Source organism: Haloferula luteola (assembly GCF_014201715.1).
Lineage (GTDB): Bacteria > Verrucomicrobiota > Verrucomicrobiia > Verrucomicrobiales > Akkermansiaceae > Haloferula > Haloferula luteola.
Genome location: NZ_JACHFD010000004.1, coordinates 98427 through 120930 on the forward strand (window position 1 = coordinate 98427; position 22504 = coordinate 120930).

At 61.6% G+C, this 22504-nt stretch carries 21 protein-coding genes; 13 read left to right on the forward strand and 8 right to left on the reverse strand.

What is annotated here, in order from left to right; genetic code table 11:
- Positions 1 to 101: 101 nt before the first annotated feature.
- Both HNR46_RS05195 and HNR46_RS05200 read right to left on the reverse strand, forming a co-directional pair.
- Positions 102 to 2027 carry an O-antigen ligase family protein gene (locus tag HNR46_RS05195; protein ID WP_184016485.1) on the reverse strand — a complete coding sequence of 642 codons (1926 nt, stop codon included), beginning with the start codon at positions 2025 to 2027 and terminating at the stop codon, positions 102 to 104.
- Between the two features lie 10 nt (positions 2028 to 2037).
- Entirely contained in the window at positions 2038 to 3579 is a 1542-nt protein-coding gene (locus HNR46_RS05200; protein WP_184016487.1) for an MBG domain-containing protein, read from the reverse strand.
- Positions 3580 to 3981: 402 nt separating this feature from the next.
- Between HNR46_RS05200 and HNR46_RS05205 the strand changes: the two genes are divergently transcribed.
- The 4 genes from HNR46_RS05205 (at position 3982) to HNR46_RS05220 (ending at position 6175) form a co-directional block, all read left to right on the forward strand.
- Positions 3982 to 4572, forward strand: coding sequence for a 50S ribosomal protein L25 (locus tag HNR46_RS05205; RefSeq protein ID WP_184016489.1), 591 nt, complete (start codon positions 3982 to 3984; stop codon positions 4570 to 4572).
- A 184-nt stretch (positions 4573 to 4756) separates the two neighbouring features.
- Positions 4757 to 5326, forward strand: a complete 570-nt coding sequence (gene pth / locus HNR46_RS05210; protein WP_343076016.1) for an aminoacyl-tRNA hydrolase — start codon at positions 4757 to 4759, stop codon at positions 5324 to 5326.
- A 17-nt stretch (positions 5327 to 5343) separates the two neighbouring features.
- On the forward strand, positions 5344 to 5628 hold the full coding sequence (gene rpsF / locus HNR46_RS05215; protein WP_184016493.1) for a 30S ribosomal protein S6: 285 nt from the start codon (positions 5344 to 5346) through the stop codon (positions 5626 to 5628).
- Positions 5629 to 5680: 52 nt separating this feature from the next.
- A complete protein-coding gene (locus HNR46_RS05220) occupies positions 5681 to 6175 on the forward strand; it encodes a single-stranded DNA-binding protein (protein WP_246417944.1) in 495 nt (164 codons plus the stop codon).
- 152 nt (positions 6176 to 6327) lie between these two features.
- Here the strand turns inward: HNR46_RS05220 and HNR46_RS05225 are convergent, their stop codons facing one another.
- The 3 genes from HNR46_RS05225 to HNR46_RS05235 all read right to left on the reverse strand — a co-directional run bounded on the left by HNR46_RS05225 (position 6328) and on the right by HNR46_RS05235 (position 8638).
- Positions 6328 to 7473, reverse strand: coding sequence for a 5-(carboxyamino)imidazole ribonucleotide synthase (locus HNR46_RS05225; protein ID WP_184016495.1), 1146 nt, complete (start codon positions 7471 to 7473; stop codon positions 6328 to 6330).
- Positions 7474 to 7505: 32 nt separating this feature from the next.
- Positions 7506 to 8000, reverse strand: a complete 495-nt coding sequence (gene purE / locus HNR46_RS05230) for a 5-(carboxyamino)imidazole ribonucleotide mutase (RefSeq protein WP_184016497.1) — start codon at positions 7998 to 8000, stop codon at positions 7506 to 7508.
- A gap of 164 nt (positions 8001 to 8164) precedes the next feature.
- On the reverse strand, positions 8165 to 8638 hold the full coding sequence (locus tag HNR46_RS05235; protein ID WP_184016498.1) for a nucleoside deaminase: 474 nt from the start codon (positions 8636 to 8638) through the stop codon (positions 8165 to 8167).
- A gap of 97 nt (positions 8639 to 8735) precedes the next feature.
- Between HNR46_RS05235 and HNR46_RS05240 the strand changes: the two genes are divergently transcribed.
- The 3 genes from HNR46_RS05240 to HNR46_RS05250 all read left to right on the forward strand — a co-directional run bounded on the left by HNR46_RS05240 (position 8736) and on the right by HNR46_RS05250 (position 11565).
- Entirely contained in the window at positions 8736 to 9464 is a 729-nt protein-coding gene (locus HNR46_RS05240) for an N-acetylmuramoyl-L-alanine amidase family protein (protein WP_246417952.1), read from the forward strand.
- 72 nt (positions 9465 to 9536) lie between these two features.
- A complete protein-coding gene (locus HNR46_RS05245; RefSeq protein WP_184016502.1) occupies positions 9537 to 10226 on the forward strand; it encodes a hypothetical protein in 690 nt (229 codons plus the stop codon).
- Positions 10227 to 10338: 112 nt separating this feature from the next.
- The gene (locus HNR46_RS05250; RefSeq protein WP_184016504.1) at positions 10339 to 11565 is read left to right on the forward strand and encodes an SHD1 domain-containing protein; all 1227 of its coding nucleotides are present in this window, start codon (positions 10339 to 10341) and stop codon (positions 11563 to 11565) included.
- Between the two features lie 3 nt (positions 11566 to 11568).
- On the opposite strand, the gene HNR46_RS05255 is transcribed toward HNR46_RS05250, so the two are convergent.
- The 3 genes from HNR46_RS05255 to HNR46_RS05265 form a co-directional block, all read right to left on the reverse strand.
- The gene (locus HNR46_RS05255; protein ID WP_184016506.1) at positions 11569 to 12591 is read right to left on the reverse strand and encodes a HupE/UreJ family protein; all 1023 of its coding nucleotides are present in this window, start codon (positions 12589 to 12591) and stop codon (positions 11569 to 11571) included.
- Positions 12592 to 12703: 112 nt separating this feature from the next.
- On the reverse strand, positions 12704 to 14005 hold the full coding sequence (thrC, locus tag HNR46_RS05260) for a threonine synthase (protein ID WP_184016508.1): 1302 nt from the start codon (positions 14003 to 14005) through the stop codon (positions 12704 to 12706).
- A gap of 188 nt (positions 14006 to 14193) precedes the next feature.
- Positions 14194 to 15165: a homoserine kinase gene (locus HNR46_RS05265; RefSeq protein ID WP_184016510.1), complete on the reverse strand. Its 972-nt coding sequence runs from the start codon at positions 15163 to 15165 to the stop codon at positions 14194 to 14196.
- Between the two features lie 118 nt (positions 15166 to 15283).
- Here HNR46_RS05265 and HNR46_RS05270 point away from each other — a divergent pair, with 118 nt between their 5' ends.
- From HNR46_RS05270 to HNR46_RS05295, 6 genes are all read left to right on the forward strand, one after another.
- Complete coding sequence (locus HNR46_RS05270) at positions 15284 to 15691, forward strand: hypothetical protein (protein WP_184016512.1); 408 nt, start codon at positions 15284 to 15286, stop codon at positions 15689 to 15691.
- 89 nt (positions 15692 to 15780) lie between these two features.
- Positions 15781 to 17013, forward strand: coding sequence for a TolC family protein (locus tag HNR46_RS05275; protein ID WP_184016514.1), 1233 nt, complete (start codon positions 15781 to 15783; stop codon positions 17011 to 17013).
- Between the two features lie 8 nt (positions 17014 to 17021).
- Positions 17022 to 18122, forward strand: coding sequence for an efflux RND transporter periplasmic adaptor subunit (locus HNR46_RS05280; protein WP_184016516.1), 1101 nt, complete (start codon positions 17022 to 17024; stop codon positions 18120 to 18122).
- Positions 18122 to 21277, forward strand: a complete 3156-nt coding sequence (locus tag HNR46_RS05285) for an efflux RND transporter permease subunit (RefSeq protein WP_184016518.1) — start codon at positions 18122 to 18124, stop codon at positions 21275 to 21277. Before HNR46_RS05280 ends, HNR46_RS05285 begins: the two co-directional genes overlap by 1 nt.
- 31 nt (positions 21278 to 21308) lie before the next feature.
- Positions 21309 to 21764 carry a hypothetical protein gene (locus tag HNR46_RS05290; protein ID WP_184016520.1) on the forward strand — a complete coding sequence of 152 codons (456 nt, stop codon included), beginning with the start codon at positions 21309 to 21311 and terminating at the stop codon, positions 21762 to 21764.
- A gap of 178 nt (positions 21765 to 21942) precedes the next feature.
- Positions 21943 to 22446: a YciE/YciF ferroxidase family protein gene (locus HNR46_RS05295; RefSeq protein WP_184016522.1), complete on the forward strand. Its 504-nt coding sequence runs from the start codon at positions 21943 to 21945 to the stop codon at positions 22444 to 22446.
- Positions 22447 to 22504 lie beyond the last annotated feature (58 nt).

Below are 22504 nucleotides of genomic sequence, written 5' to 3' on the forward strand. Positions count from 1 at the left end.
CGCTCTTTCTGGAGCTTAAAGGAAAACGCGCAAGCGACGATTTTCGTAATTGAATCATCTGCCGTTCGATCCGATCGCCTTCCAGATCGGTATGAGGTTAATCAACGTAGAAATTGAATGAGCCTATCAATTTCGGCCCGAAGCTCTGGGTGCCTGAGACGGTGCTTGCGAATGGCAAAGATCGCGAGGGTTCGCGCAAGGCGAGGGCTTCTTGCGACGGATTTGCTGTCGATGGCATGGGCTCGGTCGACCGCCTCGGACCAAAGCGTAAGGCTACGATGGGTATCGTAGGGGATCCAGGCATCGGCTTGGTGAAAAACCGGCTGAATCATAGTTGGGAAGAGGAGTCGCTCGTAGGAGAACTGTCGATCGGCCGTGCCCCATTGGTTCTCGAAAGAGAGCAAGCAAAGGGCGTAAAGGTGATGCCATCGAGGGTCTAGAGGGAGAGCTTGAGTATAGGACTGGCTGCGGCTGGCCAAGGCTTGGCGTTCCTCGAGCAGGGCGCTGATGGAGGAGTAGGTTTTCGGGGGGAAGCCTTGAACGCCGAGGTCCTGCAGGGTTTGGCGATAGGCGAGAGGTGCGCGGACGGTGAGCGGTTTGGGGATACCGGGAAGGAGTCCGGTGAGTGCCAGGGAAGCAGGAAGCAGCAGCACCCCTACCGGGCGGAACCCCCACGAACGGGGAAGGGGGGCTTCTTTTCGAGATCGGGGGGCTTGCGAAAGAGCGAAGAGCAAGATGGAGACGAAGCAGAGGCCCAAAACATGAGCGGGGACATCGACCAGACCATGGAGGGGGAGGAGTGCCGATGCGGCGAGGCAGGCGGCTCTCAAGGCGCGATCCCGATTTTGGCGGATCCGGCGGGCGGCCTGGAAGTAGGCGATGCCAAGCAGGATCGCGATGCCGAGAGTGGCTGGTACCCCGCATTCGGCCGCCCATTCCAGCCAGTTGCTTTCCGGATGGAGGACAACGCGGTACCATCCCAAGACGGATTTCTCACGAAATTGGGGGAAGACGTAGCGAAACTGACCGGCGCCGACTCCGGTGAGGGGCGCGGCGGAGATCATGGTGAAAGTGTCCTGCATGATCGGCACCCGAAAGTCGATGGGGGCCGAAGAGGTGCTTTCTTCATTTTCCGAATTCTCGGAGAGTTCGGCGACTTTTTCGGCGGTGGCATCGAGCCGGCTTTTCACCCGGGATTCGGTCAAGGCGAAGGTGCCGATGGCGAGAAGGAGCAGGAGGCCGATGACGCGACGTTCGTTGCGACCGAAGTATTTCCAGCCGAGCAGGCCGGCCCATAGGCAGGGCCCGATCACGGAAAGGAGAATGCCGCTGCGACTGACGGAGTGGCTGAATTGGGTCCAAAGGATGAAGAGCGCGAGGCTGACCGAGAGAAGACAACGTCCGGTTTTCTTGTCGCGCAGGGCCTGAAGGGCGGATCCCAAGGCGGTGAGGGCGCCCATGGAGAGCAGGGTGGAGGCGTGGTTGCGATTGGGGAAGAAGCCGAAATGGGACTTGCGGCTGATGCTCTCGGGCAGCTGGCCGGTGCGGGAGAGGATGAGGTAGAGGAGGATGAAGACGACCACGGCGATGGGCACGCCGAGGGCGAGAAATCGGAGATGACCGCCGTCGACCCGGTGGCCGGCGAACCAGACGGCCGCGAAAAGCACGAGGAGCAGGGGCGCGTATTGCTCGAGGGAATGCTGCCATTGGACGACCCCGAGGGGGCCGGTATCGAGTCCGGCGGCTTCGAGCTGGGTGCGCCATGCCGGAGTGGGCAACCAGGCGGCCGGCAGGAAGCAGGCGAAGGCCGCGAGGACGCAGAGGAGGATGGGGATGAGGAAGCGGACGGAAAGCCGCCGTCCCGGGGAGAGGCAGGCCATCAGTCCGATCGCTCCGGTGAAGAGCGATAGCTGCATCCCCCAGGGGGCGGATGGAATCAGGGTGCCGATGAAGGCGAGGGCGGCGAAGGCCGCAAAGACGCCAAAGGATGATCGGGGCTCTTGGTAATGATCGCTCTCTTCCCTCACGAATGCCAGGTCACGGGTTGGCCGACTCCGTTACCTGAAGACGATAGAAACGTCTCGCCGAATCCGCTGGGCGGGCGAAACGAAACTGGATGTGATCGAGGGCTCCGGTGCTGCCGGTGGTGGTCTCGGTGCCGGTGAGGACGGACCATGCGCCGCTGAGGGTGGTGGAGGTGAGCACCTGATACTGAGTGTGGAGGGCGAGGGGGTCGCGATCGTAAGCGAAGGTCCAGGTGGTGTCACTGGAGGGCCCGGGAGCCTGGATTTCCGGCGCGCCATTGCCGGTGACGGGATCGAGGCCGAGGGCGAATTCGAGAAGGTTGGGGAGGCCATCGGCATCGGGATCGTCCGCGGTGCCGGTTTCCGCCCCGCCCAGGCCGTGGGTGGTAGCGATGGGTGCCATCCAGGAAGCGAAGTCATCGCCGAGTTTGAGCATGGCGCTCTTGCGGCCGTAGCGGTTGCTGCCGGAGGCTTCGACGACGACCGGGTATTTTCCCTTCGCCGAGGGGGCGGTGGTGACACCCGAGTAGAGGACCGTGGAGGGAATTCCGGTGGGGTTGGTGGTGACGGTGATCGGCTTGGCGCTGCCGTCGACCACCTGTTTCAGGCCGCCGAGAGTGAGGCTGGCGGTGAGGGGGGTGATGGTGAAGTCGGCGGTGGCGGTGCCTTCGTAGCCTGCGGAGGTGACGTTGGCGACCATGCGGTAGACGCCGGCATTGACTGGATTGCCGGTGGCGGGGGAGCCATTGAAGGTGCGGACGGTGAATAGGGGGGCTTGGGTCCCGTAGCCGGTGGTGGAGGCCACACTGGTGGTGTAGCGAAGCATGGTGGAGGTGCTGAAATCCGTGCCGGTGGTGGGGGCGGAGGGCGCCAGGGCGACGTTGAGGGTGTTGTAGGGGCCGGCGACGCCGGTGGGGGTGAAGCCGCTGTTTTGGGTGTTGTAGGCGACCATCACCGCGAGGTTATTCGAAAGGGTGATGTCACCATCAAAGTTGAATCGGACTTTGAAGGCCTTTCCGCCGTAGGGGTAAGGGTAGCCGTCGTCGAGAGTTTCCGGGCGCCACGGGACGAGGACGTTGCGAGTTTGCTGGGCGGCCAAGCTGAGGCTGCCATCGTTGTTGCGGTTGTAAACGATGATGGAAATTGGGTGGTAGTATCCCTCCGAGGTCTGGGGAGAGAAGGTGGGCCAATTCGAGGCTTTCGACCAGTTGACCAGGACGGCTTCGACGGACTCAAGTTTGCGGTTTCCGGAAGCCAGGGTGATGATGTCTCCCATGGCTTTGTCGCCGAGGGAGGCGAGGCTGGCGCTGGTGTAGTGGAGGGGGAGCATTTCCGGGGCGGTCCGGAACACCAGTTGGGATCCGCTGCGCGGCGTGATGGTGAGGCCGACCTGAAGTCCGGAAGGATTGCTGGCGATGGCGGGAAGCAGGGTCGACCCGGTGTAGGACTGTTCCAGGTTGGAAAAGCTGAGTTCCACCGGGGTGGCGGCCTTGAGGGTGGCGAGGCCACTTAGGGCCAGACCGACAAGAAGGGATTGGGCAGTGAAAGGGCGCATCCTGAAAGAATCGAAGAGGTCTCGGTTCGGAGAAATCGGGCGGGCAGCATTGAAGGATCTTTCTTCAGATCAACGGTAAACTCTGGGACCTGAAATACCCGCAACTCCCTGCGACGGAATTGTCAGGGAGATGAAGGGAATCAGAGGCAGTTTGCGCGCCAAGTCGAGCTTCATCCGCCGCGGTTGAAACGATGCGCAATGGACGCGGGAACTGGGGATTTCGCAGGGGGGGGATCGATCTGCAAGCGGAGAGCCGGAGGGCCGCGGATCGAAGCCGGGGAAATGGGGGAAAAGGCCGGGCTGCAACAAATTTTTGACATTTCGGGCTTGCACCGCTATTTCGCGCGCCCCGCCGGTTGGAAACCGGTGGTGCATCCCAACAACCAAACCTCTGTTTCTGTCATGGCTAAAAAGCACTCTCTGAAGGCCGAGCTCCGCGCCCGGACCGGTTCCGGTCTCCTCAAGCAAATGCGTCGCGAGGGCTGGTTGCCTTCCGTGATTTACGGCAAGGGCACCACTCCCACCAACCTCAAGGTCGACGCCAAGGCCTTTGGCGAACTCCTTCGTGAAAGCGAGTCGGAGAACCTGCTGATCAACCTCGAAGTGGCGGGCGAAGGCTCCCGCCTGGCTTTCTTGCAAACGATCCAGCACGAGCCCTTGAGTGGCGAGCCGCTGCACGTGGACTTCCTCTCGGTTGACGAGAAGACCCAGATCACCGCTCACGTTCCGGTTCACCTGGTGGGCGAGCCTGCCGGTGTGAAGGCTGGCGGTCTGCTGGAGCAAATGCTCCACACGCTCGATATTCACTGCGCCGCCACTCACCTCCCCGAGCTGCTTGAGTTCGATGTGAGCGCCTTGGGCGAAGGCGAGTCGCTCCACATCGCAGATGTGAAATTCCCTGATGGGGTGAGCCCGGCTTACGCGGGTGAGGTGGTGATTGCCCACGTGGGCAAGTCCGCTGGCGCTGTCAGCGAAGAAGGTGCCACTGCCTGATGCCTCGCGAAGGTCTCGGAGTTTCGAGATCGACGGATTTTTCGGCCCGTTCCGCCTCATGGGGGAACGGGTCGTTGTTTTTCTGGGGGTGCCCCGGGAGGGAGCGCGGAAAGGGGGTGGCGAGGAGGAGGGTGCGGGTCACTTCGCGCTTGTCAGTTGGCGTCGGTGGCTTGGAATGCCGCGCGTGTCAGCATACCCGCTCATTGTCGGGCTCGGCAATCCGGGTCGGCAGTATGAAAACACCCGCCACAATGTGGGATTCATGGTTTTGGATCGTCTCGCCGAACAAGCGGGGGTGAGTTTTGAGTCGAAGCCGAAGTGGCAGGCTCATGTGGCCAAGCTGCCGGGAGGCGGTCTGTTGGTGAAGCCGCAGACATTCATGAATCTGAGCGGCCGAAGTGTGCGGCAGATTGCGGCTTTTCATCACTGGGCACCGGAAGAGGTGCTGGTGGTGTTTGATGATGCGGCCCTGCCGTTGGGGAGGCTGCGGCTGCGGGAGAAGGGCAGTGCGGGTGGGCACAATGGAATTCGCTCGATGATCGAGCATTTCGGGACGGAGGGATTTCCGCGCCTGAAGGTGGGAATCGGGGGAGCGGGGCCCGGGGAGCTGGTGGGACATGTGCTGGGAAAGTTCAGCGAAGACGAGCGGGAGGTGCTTGAAAACACGCTTGCAAGCGCGGTGGCGGGCGTTCAGCTTGCGCGTTCCCAAGGGTTCGCGGTCGCCGCGAATCGCCTGAATTCACCACCTCCCTGATCCTAGAATACACGACCATGAGCCGGAAATACGAAGGCCTGATCATTTTGAACACCAAGGGCATCGACAGCAGCCTCGATGAGTTGGTCCAAACCGTTGGCAAGGAAATCGAAGCCGAAGGCGCCAAGCTTGATGAAGTGAAGCCGCTCGGCCGTCGCCCGTTTGCCTACCCGCAGAAGCACGCGGAGAGCGGTCACTACGTGAACTATTTCTTCTCCGCTGAGCCGAGTGCGGTGGCGGCGATTCAGACCCGCCTGAAGCTCAACCCCCAGGTTGAGTTGCAGCACTACCAGGTCCGCTGAGGCGGATCGGTCTTCGGTAGCGACTCCTTGACGGGTGGCCAACGGGCCACCCATGCTGCGGACTGTCATGGCGAATCTGAATAAAGTCCTTCTATTGGGCAATTTGACCCGCGATCCCGAGCTTCGTTATACGCCGAAGGGAACCGCCGTGGCTGATCTTTCCATCGCGGTGAATCGTCGGGTTTCCGATGGTGCCGGGAATTGGACGGACGAGACGACTTTCGTGGACGTCACGGTGTGGGGCAACACTGCGGAGAATTCCCAGAAGTATCTGACGAAGGGCCGCGGCGTCTTCGTGGAAGGCCGCCTGCAGTTGGATACGTGGGAGGACAAACAAAGCGGCCAGAAGCGCAGCAAGCTGAAGGTCGTGGGAGAAACGGTCCAGTTTTTGCCGGATGCCCGAGGCGGCGGTGTGCCGAATGGTGGAGGCGGTTCGCCTTCTCCAAGCGCGCGCCCTGCGGGAGGCGGCTATGCAAATCCGCCCCAGGGCGGTTCGGCCGGACCGGACAGCGATTACGACGACGAAGGGGACGATATCCCGTTCTGAAGCCTCGTTGAGAAAGCGATTTCAAAAAAGCCGTCCCGTGAGGGTCGGCTTTTTTTGATGGAGGGAGGGGCGGAAGGGCCAGGTCCGGCCCGGTTTGCGCTCCGCGCTCTGAGTTCGCAGGGGTTCCCGTGCGAAATGGAGAGGGTGGACGATCAGGCTTTGCCCAGCCAGCCGCCTTTGAGGGCCTCGGCGCGGCTGAGGCAGTCATCGATATCGCTGCCGATGAGGTTGGCGTGGCCCATTTTCCGGCGGCCCCGGGCATGGTGTTTGCCATAGAGGTGGAGGTAGGCTTCGCCATCGGCAAACAGCGGGGTCCAATCCGGAGCCACGGTTTCTTCGGGCCACATGTCGCCGAGAAGGTTGAGCATGACGACGGGAGAAAGCAGTCGGGGAGATCCCAGCGGCAATCCGCAAACGGCACGCAGTTGTTGTTCGAATTGGGAAGTGGCGCAGGCGTCCAGGGTGTGGTGGCCGCTGTTGTGCGGGCGGGGTGCCATTTCGTTGACGCGCAGTGAGCCGTCCGGGAGCATGAAGAATTCGACGCCGAGGATGCCGCGGTAGCCGAGGGCTTCGGCGACGCCCCGGGCGATTTCCTGGGCTTGTTCTTTCACTTCGTCTGCTACCCGAGCGGGAACGATGGAGACGTCGAGAATGTGGTGGCGATGGCGGTTCTCTGCCGGGTCGTAGCAGGCGTAGTGGCCTTGGCCATCGCAGGCGACCATGACGGAGAGCTCCCGTTCGAATGGCACAAAAGCTTCGAGAACGGCGCGTGCGCCATCGAAGTCTCCCCAGATTTCCTCGGGATCATCCCCGGCTTCGATTTTGCGCTGACCTTTGCCGTCGTATCCGAAATCGGCCGTTTTGAGAACTGCGGGAGTGCCGATGCAGGTGAGGGCCTCGGCGAGTTCGGTAGCATTGCTGACGACGGCGAACTCGGCGCAGGGGATGCCGTTGGAGCGGAGGAAGGTTTTTTCGCGTTCGCGATTCTGGCAGATGGCGAGCGCGTCGGGCGAGGGGTGAAGCGGAATTTCTCCGGCGACGGCTTCGAGGGTGGCGCGGGGGATGTTTTCGAATTCGACGGTGGCGACCGCGACGCGGCGGGTGAAATCCGCGAGGGCTGCGGGGTCGTCGAAAGGGAGGTCGATGGCTTCATCGGCCACGACCATGGCGGGAGCTTCCAGGGCTCCGGTCCAGACGAGGGTGCGGTAGCCCATGCGGCGGGCGGCCATGCAGAACATGCGGCCGAGCTGTCCGCCACCGATGATGCCGATGAGGGTTCCGGGAGGAAAGGCGTCCATGAGATGTGGGTGAATGGAGCGGAAGGGGGGAATCAGGCGAGAGGGGGCAAAGCGGCGGCTTTGACCGTGGCATTCTGGCGGGCGCGGAAGTCCTGGAGTTGGGCGAGCCACTCCGGATTCTCGCCGGCGAGCATGGCGGTGGCAAACAGAGCGGCATTGATCGCTCCCGCTTTGCCGATGGCAAAGGTGGCGGTGGGAATGCCCCCCGGCATTTGGACGATGGAGAGCAGGGAATCCATGCCTTTGAGGGCCTTGGACTCGACGGGCACGCCGAGGACGGGAAGGTCGGTGATGGCGGCGGTCATGCCGGGCAGGTGAGCGGCGCCTCCGGCTCCGGCGATGATGCACTTCAGACCCCGGCCGCGGGCTTCGGTGGCATAGCGGTAGAGTTTGTCCGGGGTGCGGTGCGCGCTGACGACTTCCGCCTCCCAGGGGATGCCGAAATCTTCTAGGGTGCGTGCTGCGTGCTCCATGGTGGGCCAGTCGGAGGTGCTGCCCATGATGATGCCGACCAGTGCGTCTGCCATGGGCAGAGCGTGGTGGCGGGTGGTTCCCGCGTTCAAGTGCCAAGTGCGGGTGCGGGGGAGATGTCGGTTCGAGCGTGGGAGGGCGGAGGAGGGCAGGTGAGGGGCCGATAGCACCGCGAAAAATCGCTCGAATGGGGCGCGGAGGCCGCGAGCTTGCGCGGGTTTCAGTAGGGGGTGCGTTGGGGGAGGTGGCGGTATTCTTCGATGAGTTGCAGGGCTTCGGCGCGGATCAGGTCCGCGGCGGGGATCTTGCGTGCCGCTTCGGGGCGGGCGAATTCCTCGAAGAACTCGCGATCATCGAAACCGATGGTGGCTGCGTCTTCGATGCGAAAGCCGTAGTAGATTCGGGAGATGCGTGCCCAGTGGATGGCGCCGAGGCACATCGGGCACGGTTGGCCGGTGGTGTAGAGATCGCAGCCGGTGAGTCGGAAGTCCCCCAGGCGGGAGCAGGCGTCGCGGATGGCGGTGACTTCGCCGTGTGCGGTGGGGTCGTGGAGGGCGACCACCTGATTCCAGCCTTCGCCGACGATCTGGCCATCCCGCACGATCACAGCGCCGAAGGGCCCCCCGGCACCGGAGTGCATGCCTTGGCGGGCCAGTTCGATGGCGCGGCGCATGAATTTTTCCTGAGGTTCCATGGTGGAAAGGCTCCGTTCGACGGTGGGGAATGTCACTGGATTTCAGCCGAGAAATCCACTCGTCGAATAGCAGGCCGCCTGCCAGCTTGGGGGGGTGATGCTTCGTGTGCTGCTGTTGGGAGTTTTGGCTTGGGTTCTCGGGTCCTGTGCGCCGACGGGCGGAGGGGGAACGGTGAGTTGGAATCGCGATGAATGGGGCCACCGTCCGGGGCCGAAAGGATTCACCACGGTGATTCTCGATGCGGGGCATGGAGGCAAGGATTCCGGAGCCGTCTCCCGGCATACCGGCGCGCGGGAGAAGGATTTGGCACTCGATACGGTGAGGAGGGTGAAAGCGAAGCTCGATGGGCAGGTGAAAGTGGTGCTGATGCGGTCGGACGATACCTTTGTGGATCTCGATGAGCGGGTCCGTCGGGCGAGCCAGCGGGACGGGGCGATTCTGGTGAGCGTTCATTACAACAGCGGTGCGTCGGCGATGCGCGGGCCGGAGCTTTACTGGTGGCGAGTGGACAGTTGGGGGCTGGCGACGCGGTTGCAGCGGAATCTGGAGCGGGTCGTTCCCGGGGAGAGCGGGAACCGCGGGCAGGTTCGCCGGAGATTGCGGCTGACCCGGAATCCCGAGGTGCCCTGTGTGCTGGTGGAGTGCGGGTATCTCAGCCATCCGGGTGAGGCGCGGCTGTGCCAGGATGCGACATACCGCGATCGGCTCGCGGCGGCGATTGCCTCGGCGATTTTGGACCAGCAGCGTGCGGGGGATCCGGCGGGAAGCTTGCCGCGTCCGATCACGGCGCCGCCGAGTCGGCCCACGGATCCTCCGGGGTCTTGAAGCGGGGATGTCGTAGATCGACGGAGGGGGAGATTGACACCCCGGAGTGAGCGCACGAGGTTGGGGATTGCTATGAAAACCCAGATTCTTTGCGCCACTGCCTTGTTGTCAGGATGGGGCGGTTTGCTCGAAGCACGCGATTTCCAGATTCGCGCGCTTTCCGTCTTCCAAGGATATCCATCGTCGGGAGAAGTCTATGTGCACGAGGCCGGAGGCTCGGGCACGGCGGTCAAATTGAAGCGTTACCTCAATCACGAATCGCAACTTCTGGAGCTGAAGGGGAACCATGTGATTTTCACGACCGAGGCCTCGGCCGAGAGCATCGGAGACGAGACGAAGAAGCTGGGAGAGCTGGATTTGCCCGCCAAGCTGGCTCGAGGGATCGTATTTTTTTCCCCGGCTGATGGAGATGAACCCGCGGCGGCCCATCTGGTCGATGATTCCGCAAAAGGGTTTCCGGCGGGAACCTTCAAGGTGATCAATCTATCGAGTCTCGAGGTGAAGATCGAGCTGGAGCAAAAGCCCTTCCCGTGCGCGCCGCAGAAGGAGACGCTGATTGCTAAAGCTCCGGTGAATGATCGCAATGCCTCCGGCATGAGGGCCTTCTATGAGGACGAGGCGGCGCCGCAGGGCTGGAAGCAGTTCGCGGCATCGATGTGGCCGAATCCGGGAAAGAAGCGCGGGCTGCAGATCATCCTGCCGGCTCAAGGGGGGCAGGCCGTCACTTTGCGAGGCTTCAATGATGTGGTCGAAGTGAAATAATCGCTCTCGAATTCGAAGGGCTGGCTCGGAATGCGGGCGGGATGTGTTTTTCCTGTCCGCATTTTTTTGCTGTTTCTTAAGTAAAGAATCGATTTGTCTGCTGGAACCCAAGATGAAGAAACGAATCTTACCTGGAGTGGTAGGTCTGGCCCTTTGGACGGGTCAGGTGGACGCCCGTGTCTGGACAGATGTGCAAGGTCGGGAGATCGAGGCGGATTACGTTTCCAGCGACGATGAGGAAGTGGTGTTGCGATTGCCAGGGGGCAAGAACGTCACGGTGCCGTTCAGCCGCCTAAGCCCGCGGGATGTCGAATATGCGCGCCAAGGGGGCGGTGACGACGACGAGCAGTTTTTGGATGACGATGATGAGGACACCGGCAGCAAGGGCGGTTCGACCTCGGAGGTGATCCTGAATTGGGATGAACCTTGGCCGGACACCGTGGTTTTCAAAGAAGACCCGGAGGTGAATGTCGCGGAGGAAGACGACGAGAAGAAGCGTTGGGTGTATGAGTCGTCGAACTATCGGTTCATTTGCGATGTTCGTTTGTCGAAGTCGGTCGTGAGCAATTTTGCCGAGATGTTCGAATCGACTCTCCAGTTCACTCGTGCGTTGCCGATTGCGATTTCGGGTGGGCGGCAGACGAATGGGAAATTCCAGATTCTTTTGTTTGAGGAGTTTTCAGATTATGTGAAGGCGGGAGGTCCGCCGAGCAGTGCCGGTGTGTTCATGGGCGGGGAGAATGTGGTGATGGTGCCGCTGGTGAGCTTGGGAGTGCGCAAAGTGGGGAGCGGTTATATGCGCGACCGGGACAAGAGTAACAAAACTCTGGTTCATGAATTGACCCACCAGCTCACTCCCGATGTCTATTACCGTGAGGGGTCGCGGGGTTGGTTCACGGAAGGATTGGCCGAATACTGTGCGAACACGCCGTATCGCAATGGCCGATTCACCGTGCGGAGCTCGCTCAAGACGGTGGAAGAAAACATGACCGGATACGACCGGAAGACGAACCGGGGGCGTGCGATGGGCACTGAGTTCTCGGTACCGGGACTTCGTCAGTTCATGGAAATGGACTACGCGGATTTTACTGGCTCAAGCGCCAACGAGAACTACGGCTGGGGGGCTTTGCTGACGACCTACTTCGTGCATCTCGATGGTGAGGGCAATGCCGCACGCCTGAAGGCTTATCTGAAGAAATTGCGGGAGATCGGGCCCCAGGGAGACATCGAATTGGCGTATGCCGAGCTGCTGGACGGTCGTACCTGGGCTGAGCTTGAGAAAGACATCTCCAAGGCATGGAGCCGAAAAGGTGTGGATGTCGAATTTGAAGAATCCTGAGGCTCAGCCCAGACGCTGGACGAACCAGATGAGCGCGACGGTGGTCAGCGCGAGATTGGCAGTCATCCGGAACGGCTTGTAAGCGGGGGTGGCGGCCCAACCGAGCGTGACGGTCCAAGCGGCCCCGAGGACGACGACTTGGGCGGCTTCGACACCCAGATTGGCGCAGAGCAGGCGACCGAGGAATCCTTCACCCCGGCCAATGCCATCGGCCAAGACGGTGGCGAAACCCATGCCATGAACGAGGCCAAAGGCAAAGATCACGGCCAATCGCCAGGGGCGAAATTGGCGAAAGATCAGGTTTTCCACGGCCAGGGCGGCGATGCTGAGGGCGATGACCGGTTCCACCCAGCGGGGTGAGGGGCCGATGATGCCCGCGGCTCCCAGTCCCAAGGTGATGGTGTGGGCGCAGGTGAAGGCGAGGGACGACCACAGGAGGGGGCGCCAACGGCGCTCCAGAAGGAAGATGCCGAGGATGAACAGGATGTGATCGAGCCCCGCGGGCAAGACGTGAACAAACCCTTCTCGAAAAGCGTGGAGCCCGGGCGGAAGGGCGGAGGAGTCATCCTGAAGATCGAGTTCGTCCCCGGCTTTCAGCGTCTGATAGCCCCCATCGGGAAAATGGACGGCCAAGTCGGGGAAATTGCCTGCCTGGATCCGGAGGTGGTCATGGACGGGGATCCGGATGCGGTAGTAGGCGCCATTTGAGAGCAGGCGCTCAAAATCCGGTGGAGTGGTCGCGAAATCGATAAAGCGAAACTCTGAGGATTCGTCCAACCGGAGGTAGTGGCGGAGATAGACTTGGGATTCCCTCTGCAGCTCGGCGTGTTCCGCGGGCGTGCGCTGGACCAACCAATCCCGGGTGGGTTGGGGCTCGAAGGGATCATCGCGGGTTGCTGGGTCGGCATAGCCCAGGTCGAAGAGGAGCTCGATTTCCCCATCGAGGAGTTCGGCATGAAATTGTTCGACGACGTGGGCTCGCGCGACGAGGGCGCAGGCAAGGAACAGGAGGAAGCGGGAAAACATGGACGACAGCCCGATGCCGAGCAGCGGCAGTCTGCTCAGGCGGTCTTCGCGGGGGCGAGCCTTCCTTTCGGGGGGAAGGCTCCGTAGCATAAGAGGGCCGCTGCGCCCCGGGTCAGGCCTGTTGGTTCAACCAAGCTTTGAAGTCGGCTTCATCGGCCGCAATGGGGGTAGCGACCTTTTCACGGTTGGCGAGGATGGCGAGGCGTTCGGGGATTTCCACGGCACCCTGGCCGAGCTCCTGTTCCATGACGTCGAGGAACTTGGACGGATGGGCGGTCTCCAGAGTGATGGTGGCCGTGCCGGGATGTTGCGAGCGCCATTGGCGGGCGGCCAGCCAGCCGACCGCGCCATGCGGGTCGATTTCGTAGTCGTGAAGCGATTTCACTTCGCGCACTGCCGCACGGGTTGCTTGGTCGGAATAGGAAAGCCCGGAAATGAGTCCGCGCATGGCCTCCCAGGATTTGCCGAAGAGGGCCTCCATGCGGGCGAAGTTGGAAGGGGCGCCGACGTCCATGGCATTCGAGATGGTGGCAGCGCTGGGGCGGGGTTGGTAGTTCCCGGTCTTCAGGTAGGCCGGGACGACATCGTTGATGTTGGTGGCGGCGACGAAGTGCTCCACTGGCAGACCGAGCTGGCGGGCGAGCAACCCGGCGGTGAGATTGCCGAAGTTTCCGCTGGGCACCACGAAGACGGGCTTCACGCCCTCGGGGAGCTGGCGGGCACTATGGATGTAGTAAAAGCTTTGAGGAACCAGCCGGCTCAGGTTGATCGAGTTGGCGGAGGTCAGGTTGAGGCGCTCGGAGAGCTCGCGATCGAGGAATGCCGATTTCACCAGGCGCTGGCAGTCGTCGAAGGTGCCATCGACCTCGAGGGCTTGGATGTTTCCGCCCAGGGTGGTGAGTTGTTTTTCCTGGAGCCCGGAGACTTTGCCCTTGGGATAGAGAATGATGACGCGGGTGCCTTCGACTTGGTGGAAGGCGGAAGCGACGGCTCCACCGGTATCGCCGGAGGTGGCGACAAGCACGGTAAGCAAGCGGTCGTCATCGCGGGTGAGCCAGGCCATGAGGCGCGCCATGAAGCGGGCGCCGAAATCTTTGAAGGCGAGAGTGGGGCCATGGAAGAGTTCCAGAATGTGATCGCCGGGCGCCAAGGTGATGAGCGGGGCGTCGAACTCCAGAGTGCCATCGACGATGTCGGTCAGGGCTTCTTCCGGGACATCTTCGCCAAAGAAGGCGTCGGCGACGGCGTAGCCGATTTCTTCAAAGGAGAGATCGCGCCAGATTTTCCAGAAGTCCTCCCCCAGCGTGGGCAATGAGCAGGGCATGTAGAGCCCGTTGTCCGGTGGCAGCGAGCGCAGGATGGCTTCCTTGAGGTCGACCCGGTGGGTGGGGTTGTTCGTGGAGTGGTAGAGCATGGCAGAGGCGCCGATGGGCGATTGGGAATGCCGAAGCGGGATGCGTGGCGAAGGATCGAGGTCGCGGAATCGTCCGGGCGGATGAGCGCGGATTTCAAAGCATTTTTGCGAACGATCCTGAGAGGTGTGGGTGGAGTGGCAAGGACCTCCTCCGGGCCGTGGTGCATGAAGATGGGTTCGTCCGAAGATCAGGCGCGGGGGGCCGATCCTTTCTCTTCCACGACGTGCACGCCGTGGGGGTTGATGCGGGAGACGTAGGCTTGGTTGCCGAGGGGGACGGCGTCGAAGACCCGAGCGATGGCCTTGGCGACGCGATGGGCGCTTTCTTCACCTTCGCAGAGGGCGAACACGGAGGGGCCGGCGCCGGAGATCGAGAAGCCAAGGGCGCCGGAGTTGATGGCAGCGTGTTTGGCTTTGTAGAAATCGGGGATGAGCTTTTGGCGACGGGGCTCGGCAATGACGTCGTGAAGGGAGCGGGAGATGAGTCCGTAGTCTTCTTGGATCAAGCCGCAGAGGAGTCCGCCGAGGTTGCCGATTTGCTGGGTCGCATTGAGGAGCGGGATTTCCTTGGGCAGGATTTCGCGGGCGACTTTGGTGAGAACTTCGATGTCGGGGTGGACGACGGCAGCCCAGAGGTCTTTCGGCGGAGCGATCTGCGCGATATCGAGTTCCTCGTTGCTGCGGATGAAAACGATGCCGCCGAGCAGGCAAGGGGCGACGTTGTCCGCGTGCCAGGCGCCATCGGCGGAGGCTTCACCCGCCATGGCGAAGGGGAGAATCTGCTTCTTGGTGAGCGGCTGGCCGATCAGGCAATTGACGGCGTAGGCGCCGGCGACGGCGGATGCGGCGGAAGAGCCGAGCCCGGATCCAAAGGGCATCTTCTTGTGGATTTCCATTTCGATGCCGCGATCCGTCATGCCCAGGTGGCGGAGCAAATCGAGGGCGGCCACGCCGGCGGTGTTTTTCTCGGCGGCCTTGGGAAGCTTGCCCTCGTCGCCGGTGATCGCGGTGATGTGCAGGCCGGGTTTGGAGCAATGGCGGACGACAATTTCGTCACCGGGCGAGTCGATGGCAAACCCGAGCACGTCGTATCCGCAGGCCACGTTGGCAACGGTGGCGGGTGCGAAAACACGAACTTCCTGGACGGCTTCTTGGATCATGGGGCGCGCGAGTTAGCAGGCAAACGAGGGATTGTCGAACTTTTGCAAGCGGCTCCGCAACAGGGGGCGATTGGGATTTTCCTTGCGGGTGCGTCTCAACAAGCCTTAGTGCGGGTTCGTGCTCCGCGGATTTCTGACATGGCTGCTGGTGCTCGGCGTTCTCGCCGGGCTGTCGGTGCGTGCCGTGCCGGAGCTGCAGGAGATGGGGCATTTTCACCCGAAGGCTTGCTTGAGCTGTGGGGATCATGAGGCCCCGCCGGCTGCGGTGGATTCGGATTCCCATGAGCATGATGGCTCGTGCCACCTTGCGGAGGCGGATTCGGGACCGACGGAGTCTCCTACGCCAAGTTGCCCGGGTCACCACCACCACCATGGCTGTGGGTGTGCGCCGCTGAATCTTTCCGCCGAAATGCTGGCGGCGGTGCGATTGAGCCCGCCGAGCGGGCAGTGGTTGGGTGTGGGATTGGCGGACGACCGCCTGCCGGATGCGCCGGTATTTGAAGAAGACGCGCCGCCTTTGATCTGACGCGCCCATTTGCGTGTCACGGTTCCCCCTGTCGGGAGCCGTCTTTGTTTCCGTGTGCCCCGAGGTATGGGCCGCGGATGAGATGAGAGATGAAAGATGTCTTCGATTTTGTGAAACTAAGAACGATTTTATGGATAAGTTTGGTCCTTCCCGCCTGGTCGAACCCGGGTGTGGTGGTGACCCTGGATTCGGTGGCACAGCGAGTGCGTGCCGACAATCCGCAGCTCGCCGCGGCGAGTTGTGCGATCGATGAGGCGCTGGGACATGCCCGCCAAGCGGGACGTCTCGAGAACCCGGAGCTGGAGGTGGAGATGGAGCACAATGATCGCTTTTCCGAGCGGCGGTTGGAGCTGGGTCTGAGCCAACGGTTTCCGGTGACCCACCGGTTGCGCCTGGAGCGGGACCTCGGGGCCACCGAGGTGCAGGCAGCGCAGCGGGAAGTGGCGGAAGCGACCAACGCGTTGATTGGGGAAGCCCGGACGGCGGTGGTTGAGGTGCTGGCCCTGCGGGGACGCCAGGATCTGGTGCGGAAACAGGAGGAGCTGGCTCAGGAGCTGGCGGATTTCACTGCGGAGATTGCAGAGAAAGGCGAAGGTTCCGTGCTGGATGCGGGTCAGGCGCGCTTGGCGACGGCGCGGTTCTCCACAGAGATCCGACGCCTGGCCGCCGAAGAGCAGAGAGCGGTCGGCACCTTGAAGCCCCTGTTGGGTCTGGCGCCGGGTGAGGCCTTGACGGTTTCGGGAGCTTTGCCGGCACTCCAGTTGCCGGAGGGCGCCGATCCGACAGGTCGACCGGCGCTCGAAGTGGCGCGTTTGGCGGTTTTGGAAGCCGAGCAGCAGGCCGCGATTGAGCGAACGAAGCGATATGGGGATGTTCAGGCAGGGTTCTTCGTTGCGGGAGAACGGGTGGTAGATGCCCCGGAAGCGGCGGAAAAAGAAGCGATGGTCGGCATCCGCTTTTCGATTCCGCTGCCGTTTTGGGATCGCAACGAGGGCAATATCGAAGCGGCTGAGGCGCGGGCTGAACGGCGCCGACGTGAAGTGACGGCCCTGGATCAATCGATTCGTCTCGAAGCGGAAGCCGCGCGCAATGAGATGCTCGAATGGGCGAAGCTCGCCGGTGAGGTGGGGGATGCGCTGCTGCCCCAGGCAGCTGAGCAAACCGAACTCGCGGAACAGGCGTGGCGGGAAGGGCAGGGAGATTTGCTCACCGTGCTGCGTTCCCGCGAGCAGCGGCTCGAGCTCGCTGCCGCCCGTCTGGATGCCCTCAAGAACTTCCACCTTGCCCGCGTGCGTTACCGCACCGCCCTGGGCGATTTCTAATCCTGTTTATGAAACTTTTCTATTTTACTATTTGTCTGTGTGTTGCGGCCAAGGCTGCGGATACGCTGCTTCTTGATGAGGTAGCGGTGAAAAACCTGCGGCTCGAAACGCTGGTGGTCGAAGAACGCGATTTCGAAAGTACGGTGTTTGCCGTGGGTCGGGTCGAGGAAATCCCCGGCAATCGGTGGTCGGTTTCCTCACGCATTCCCGGTCGTGCGGTGGAGGTGAATGCCTTCTTTGGCGATACGGTGCGCGAAGGCGAAGTGCTGGCGCGGGTGGAAAGCCGGCAGCCAGGAAATCCCCCGCCGACGATCGAGCTGCGGGCACCCCACGACGGCTTGATCACGGAGTCCCATGTGCTGAAGGGCCAGCCGGTCGAGCCGGACAAGGATCTCCTGGATATTTCCGACCGCTCGGAGATGTGGGTCGTGGCGCAAATTCCCGAGCAACTGGCAGCGGGGATCGCGCCTGGGACTCGGGCGAGAATCCACTTTCCGGCACTGGGAGGAGAGCCGGTCGAGGCAGAGCTTCGACGCTTTGGGGTGCAGGCGAACCGGGATGCCGGATCGGTCGAAGGCGTGTTTCAGGTGTCGAATGCCGATGGGCGTTTGTTGCCGGGCATGCGTGCGGAGTTCGAGATCGTGGTGAGCACGCGTCCGGGGGTGTTGGCGATCCCGGAAGAAGCCGTCCAAGGAGATCCGGCTTCGCGGGTCGTCTTCGTGAAGGACTTTGATCTGCCGAATGCGTATCAGCGGGTTCCCGTCGTGTTAGGCGAAAAGGGCGGGGGTTGGGTTGAGGTCGAGCAGGGTGTGTTCCCTGGGGATGAGGTCGTGACGCGGGGATCCTATTCGCTGGGTTTCGTGGGAGGCTCCAGCGGGATGTCGCTGAAAGAGGCCCTTGATGCCGCTCACGGACACCAGCACAACGAGGACGGTTCGGAAATGACCGCGGATCAAAAGGCGGCTCATGAAGACCACGATCATGAAGAAGGTCACGCCGACAAGGCGGGCGGAGCGCCCGCATGGGTGATCGGCTATGCGGTGGTGTCGACGCTGCTCACCTTGCTGTTCGGGCAATTGTGGTGGAATTCGAAGCGAAAGGAGAACTGATGCTCAACGCACTCATTCGCTTTTCCCTGGCCCAACGGGGCTTGGTGCTGATGGTCGCGGTGGTGCTGTTGTTCTTCGGCATCAAGAAGACGCAAGAGATGCCGGTCGACGTGCTGCCGGATCTCACCAAGCCGACCATTACCCTGCTCACTGAGGCCAAGGGTTATGCTCCTGAGGAAGTCGAGACGCTGGTCACGATTCCCCTGGAAAACTCCCTGATGGGAGTGACCGGAGTGGACCGGATCCGCTCGACCAATGACATCGGCCTTTCGCTGATTTTCGTCGAATTCGATTGGGGCACCGATATCTATCAGGCCCGGCAATTCGTTCAGGAACGTCTGATGGGAGTGGGGGAATCCCTGCCGGAAGGAGTGACGCCGTACATGACCCCAGTGACTTCACTGATGGGTGACATCATGCTGGTGGGACTGCGGGATACGACGGGTCGCATTCCGCCGCGCGATCTCCGCGAGACTGCCGACTGGGTGGTGGCGCGGCGATTGCAATCGATCAAGGGCATCGCCGAAGTCCTGGCCATGGGCGGTGGTGTGAAGCAGCTGCAGATCCAACCGGATCCCGAGCGGATGCTGCTCCAGCAAGTGACGTACGAGGAGATTCGGCAAGCGGCGGCGGAAGCGGTCGGCAACACCACCGGAGGTTTCCTGACGGAGCGGCCGGAGGAGATCATGGTGCGCAATTTGGCGATGACCACTGCACCGGATGTCATCGGAGAAACCGTGGTGGCCTATCGGCAGGACCGACCGATTCACCTCCGCGATGTGGCGACGGTGACGTGGGATGTCGAGGCCATGCGCGGTGACGCCGGCTTTGGAGTCGCCGGCGGCGTGGCGGACGACGAAGGCAATCTGTCCCGCCGCGGCGTGGTGCTCAGTGTGCGAAAATCTCCTGGATTCAATACGCTCGATCTCGACAAGGAGGTGTTAGCGGCCCTCGACGAATTGCGTGCCTCGCTGCCAGAGGGAGTGGAGATCCAACCCTTGTATCGTCAGTCCGAGTTCATTCATTTGTCGATCGACAACCTGAAGGAAGCGCTGCGTGACGGTTCGATCATGGTGGCGGTGATCCTGTTCCTGTTCCTGTTGGATTTCCGGATCACAGCGATCACCCTTACGGCCATTCCGCTCTCTCTAGGAATCACGATTCTGGTTTTCGATCTGCTCGGACTGAGTGTGAACTCGATGACCCTCGGGGGCCTTGCAGTGGCGGTGGGGATGGTGGTCGACGATGCGATTGTGGACGTCGAAAACGTGTATCGAAGGTTGCGGGAGAATGCCGGTCGTGCTGAGCCCCTCCCGAAACTGGAGGTGATTGCGAGGGCTTCTGGGGAGGTGCGGTCATCGATCCTGTATGCCACGGTGCTGATCATTCTGGTGTTCTTGCCATTGATGGCGCTGAGCGGAGTGGAGGGACGGCTTTTCACCCCGATCGCGATCGCCACGATTGTCAGCATGGCGGCGTCCTTCGTGGTGTCGTTGACGGTGATTCCGGTGCTCAGTTCGTTTTTGCTTCACCCGAAGGCGGGTCGTGAGCATCGGGACTTCATCGTGGTGCGGTGGCTCAAGACGGGTTTCCGGGTGAGCTGGATGAAGTTGGCATTGTCGCAGCCGATCTTGGTGCTGGTGATCACCGGCGCTCTGATCTGGATGAGTTGGACGGCCTACGCGCAAATGGGGCGGAATTTCCTGCCAGCATTCCGCGAGCCAACGGCCTTGGTGGCGACGACTCTCAGTCCGGGAACTTCGCTGAAGATGACGACGGAGTTGGCGGATGTGGCGCAGGAGCGACTGCTGCGGATTCCGGGAGTGAAATCGGCGGGCTATCGAGCTGGTCGGGCAGAGAGAGGCGACCACGTGGTGCCGGTTTCGACGGTGGAATTCGATGTCGAGTTCGATGAGTCGGCGGGCCGTACGCACCCGGAGATCGTGGCCGACATTCGAGACACGATGAAGGGGATTCCGGGCACTTTCAGCGCGATGAGTGGGCCTTTGGCGGACCGCATCGGTCACATGCTGAGCGGAGTTTCCGCGAAGGTGGCGGTGAAGGTGTATGGGCCTGATCTGGATGAGCTACGGCGGATCGGCGAGGAGATCGTCGAAGTTGCCCGAGGGATTCCCGGGTTGGAGGAAGCCCGCGGCGAACAGCAGGCACCGGTTTCCCAGTTGCGCATCGAGCCGGATCCGGAACGGGCGGCGGCCTACGCGGTCACGCCGGGGACATTGACCGGAGAGATGGCCAGCTTGATGGCAGGCGAGAAAGTCTCGGAAGTCTATGAAGGGGTTCGAGTCTATGACCTGGTCGTCCGGCTGCCCCAGGAATGGCGGGAAGACCCGGAGCGCTTGGAGGACTTCTATGTCGATACTCTCGATGACAAGTTGGTGCCTCTGGGATCGGTTGCCGATTTGCGAATGGCCAGTGGCCCGAACAATATCTTGCGCGAGAATTCGCGGCGACGGTTTGTGGTTCAGATCAACCCAACGGTCAGTGATCTCGTATCCGCCGTGGATCGCCTCAAAGAGGAAGTGACGAACAAGGTGGCCCTGCCGGAAGGCTATACCCTTTCGTATGAAGGGGAGTATCAGGCACAGAAGGAGGCTTCACGGACGATTCTGATCATGTCGTCGGTGGTGCTGCTGGTGGTGATCTTTCTGCTCTACTCCTACTTCCGTAGTTTGCGGTTTGTGGGGTTGGTGCTGACGATCATCCCCGTGTCGTTGATCGGTGCGGTGCTCTCGACGCAGCAGACTCTGGACAATGTCAGCATCGCCACTCTGGTGGGGTTCATTGCGGTGGCAGGGATCGCGGCGCGAAACAACATCATGTTGATTTCCCACTATCTGCATCTGATGCGCCACGAGGGTGAGGGATTCACCCGGGCGATGGTGATTCGGGGTACGGAGGAGCGGCTGGTGCCGATCCTGATGACGGCACTATCGGCCGGGTTGGCACTGATTCCCTTGGTGCTGGCGTCAGACAAGCCGGGGAAGGAGATCCTGAATCCGGTAGCAATTGTGATCGTGGGAGGTCTGTTGAGTTCGACCCTGTTGGGTCTCGCAGTGACACCTGCCTTGTTTTTCCGCTTCTGCCGCGGTGCTGCGGCAAAAGCTCTCGCACGCAATGCGGCTGCGGCCGCCTGATTGAAGAACGAACGAAATTGATATGAAACACATGACATCCATTCTGGCCGCGATGGCGGCGGTCGCCCTCATTCCTTCCAGCCAGGCGGAGGAGGAGCATCATCATCATGAAGCCAAGATTGCGGGTCCGAATGGCGGGCGCGTGATCACCGTCGTTGAGCCCCATGTGGAGTTTTTCCGCCGGGACGATGGCAAGGTGCAAATCACCTCCGTGGACGACGAAGGAAAGGCGCAAGCCTGGGGGACTCAGATCATCTCGGTCACAGGGGGAGAGCGGGCGCATCCGGCGAAGTTGACCTTTACCCGGGAAGGCGAAGTGCTCGTGTCCGACCAGGCTTTTCCAGAGGGCAAGAGCTTGCCGGTGGTGGTGAGTATTCAGAGCGCTCCAGACGAGAAGGCGGTGTATGAACGCTTCAAGCTGAACTTGGCGAACTGTCCTGGATGCGAGCATGCCGAGTATGCCTGCACTTGTGAGCATGAGCATTGATCGCTCATCGGCCCTGAGCTGAGCATGCAGATTCCCCTGTTGGAGGTGCAGAACGCGCAGCTTGGGCCGAGCTCGAGAAAGGAAAACCGCCTCAAATCAAGGGTTTATCGAGTTGGAACGGCGCATGCCAAGGATGAGGTGGGACTGATGTCCCATCCATCCCAAACTCGATAAAGCCATGATTGAAAATTTGAAATCTCTCTACTTTGACCAGCTTCGCGATCTTTACAGTGCGGAAACGCAGATGATCGAAGCCTTGCCGAAGATGATGGCGCAAGCCAGCCATCCGGATCTCAAGGACGCCTTTTCCGATCATTTGGAGGAAACGCGTGGTCAACGCAGCCGCTTGGAAAAGATCTGTGCTCGTCACGGCATCCAACCCGCCGGCGAAACGTGCGATGCGATGAAGGGCCTGGTGAAAGAGGCCGAGAAGCATGGCAATGAGACCCTGCCGGGTTCGGTGAGGGACGCCGTGCTCATTGCTGCCGCCAATCGCGTCGAACACTACGAAATTGCCGGTTACGGCACGGCGAAATGTTATGCCGACGTGCTGGGATTCGACGAGGATGTGAAGCTCCTCGACGAGACTCTTGAGCAGGAGGGTGCGGCCGACAAGAAGCTCACCAAGATTGCCACAGGCGGGTTGTTTCACGATGGCGTGAACGAAGCCGCTCTGGCCTGAACCGATTGGGAACTCCGGGGTGAGTTCCCCATGTCACGGCCGGGGCCGCGGGTGCGGT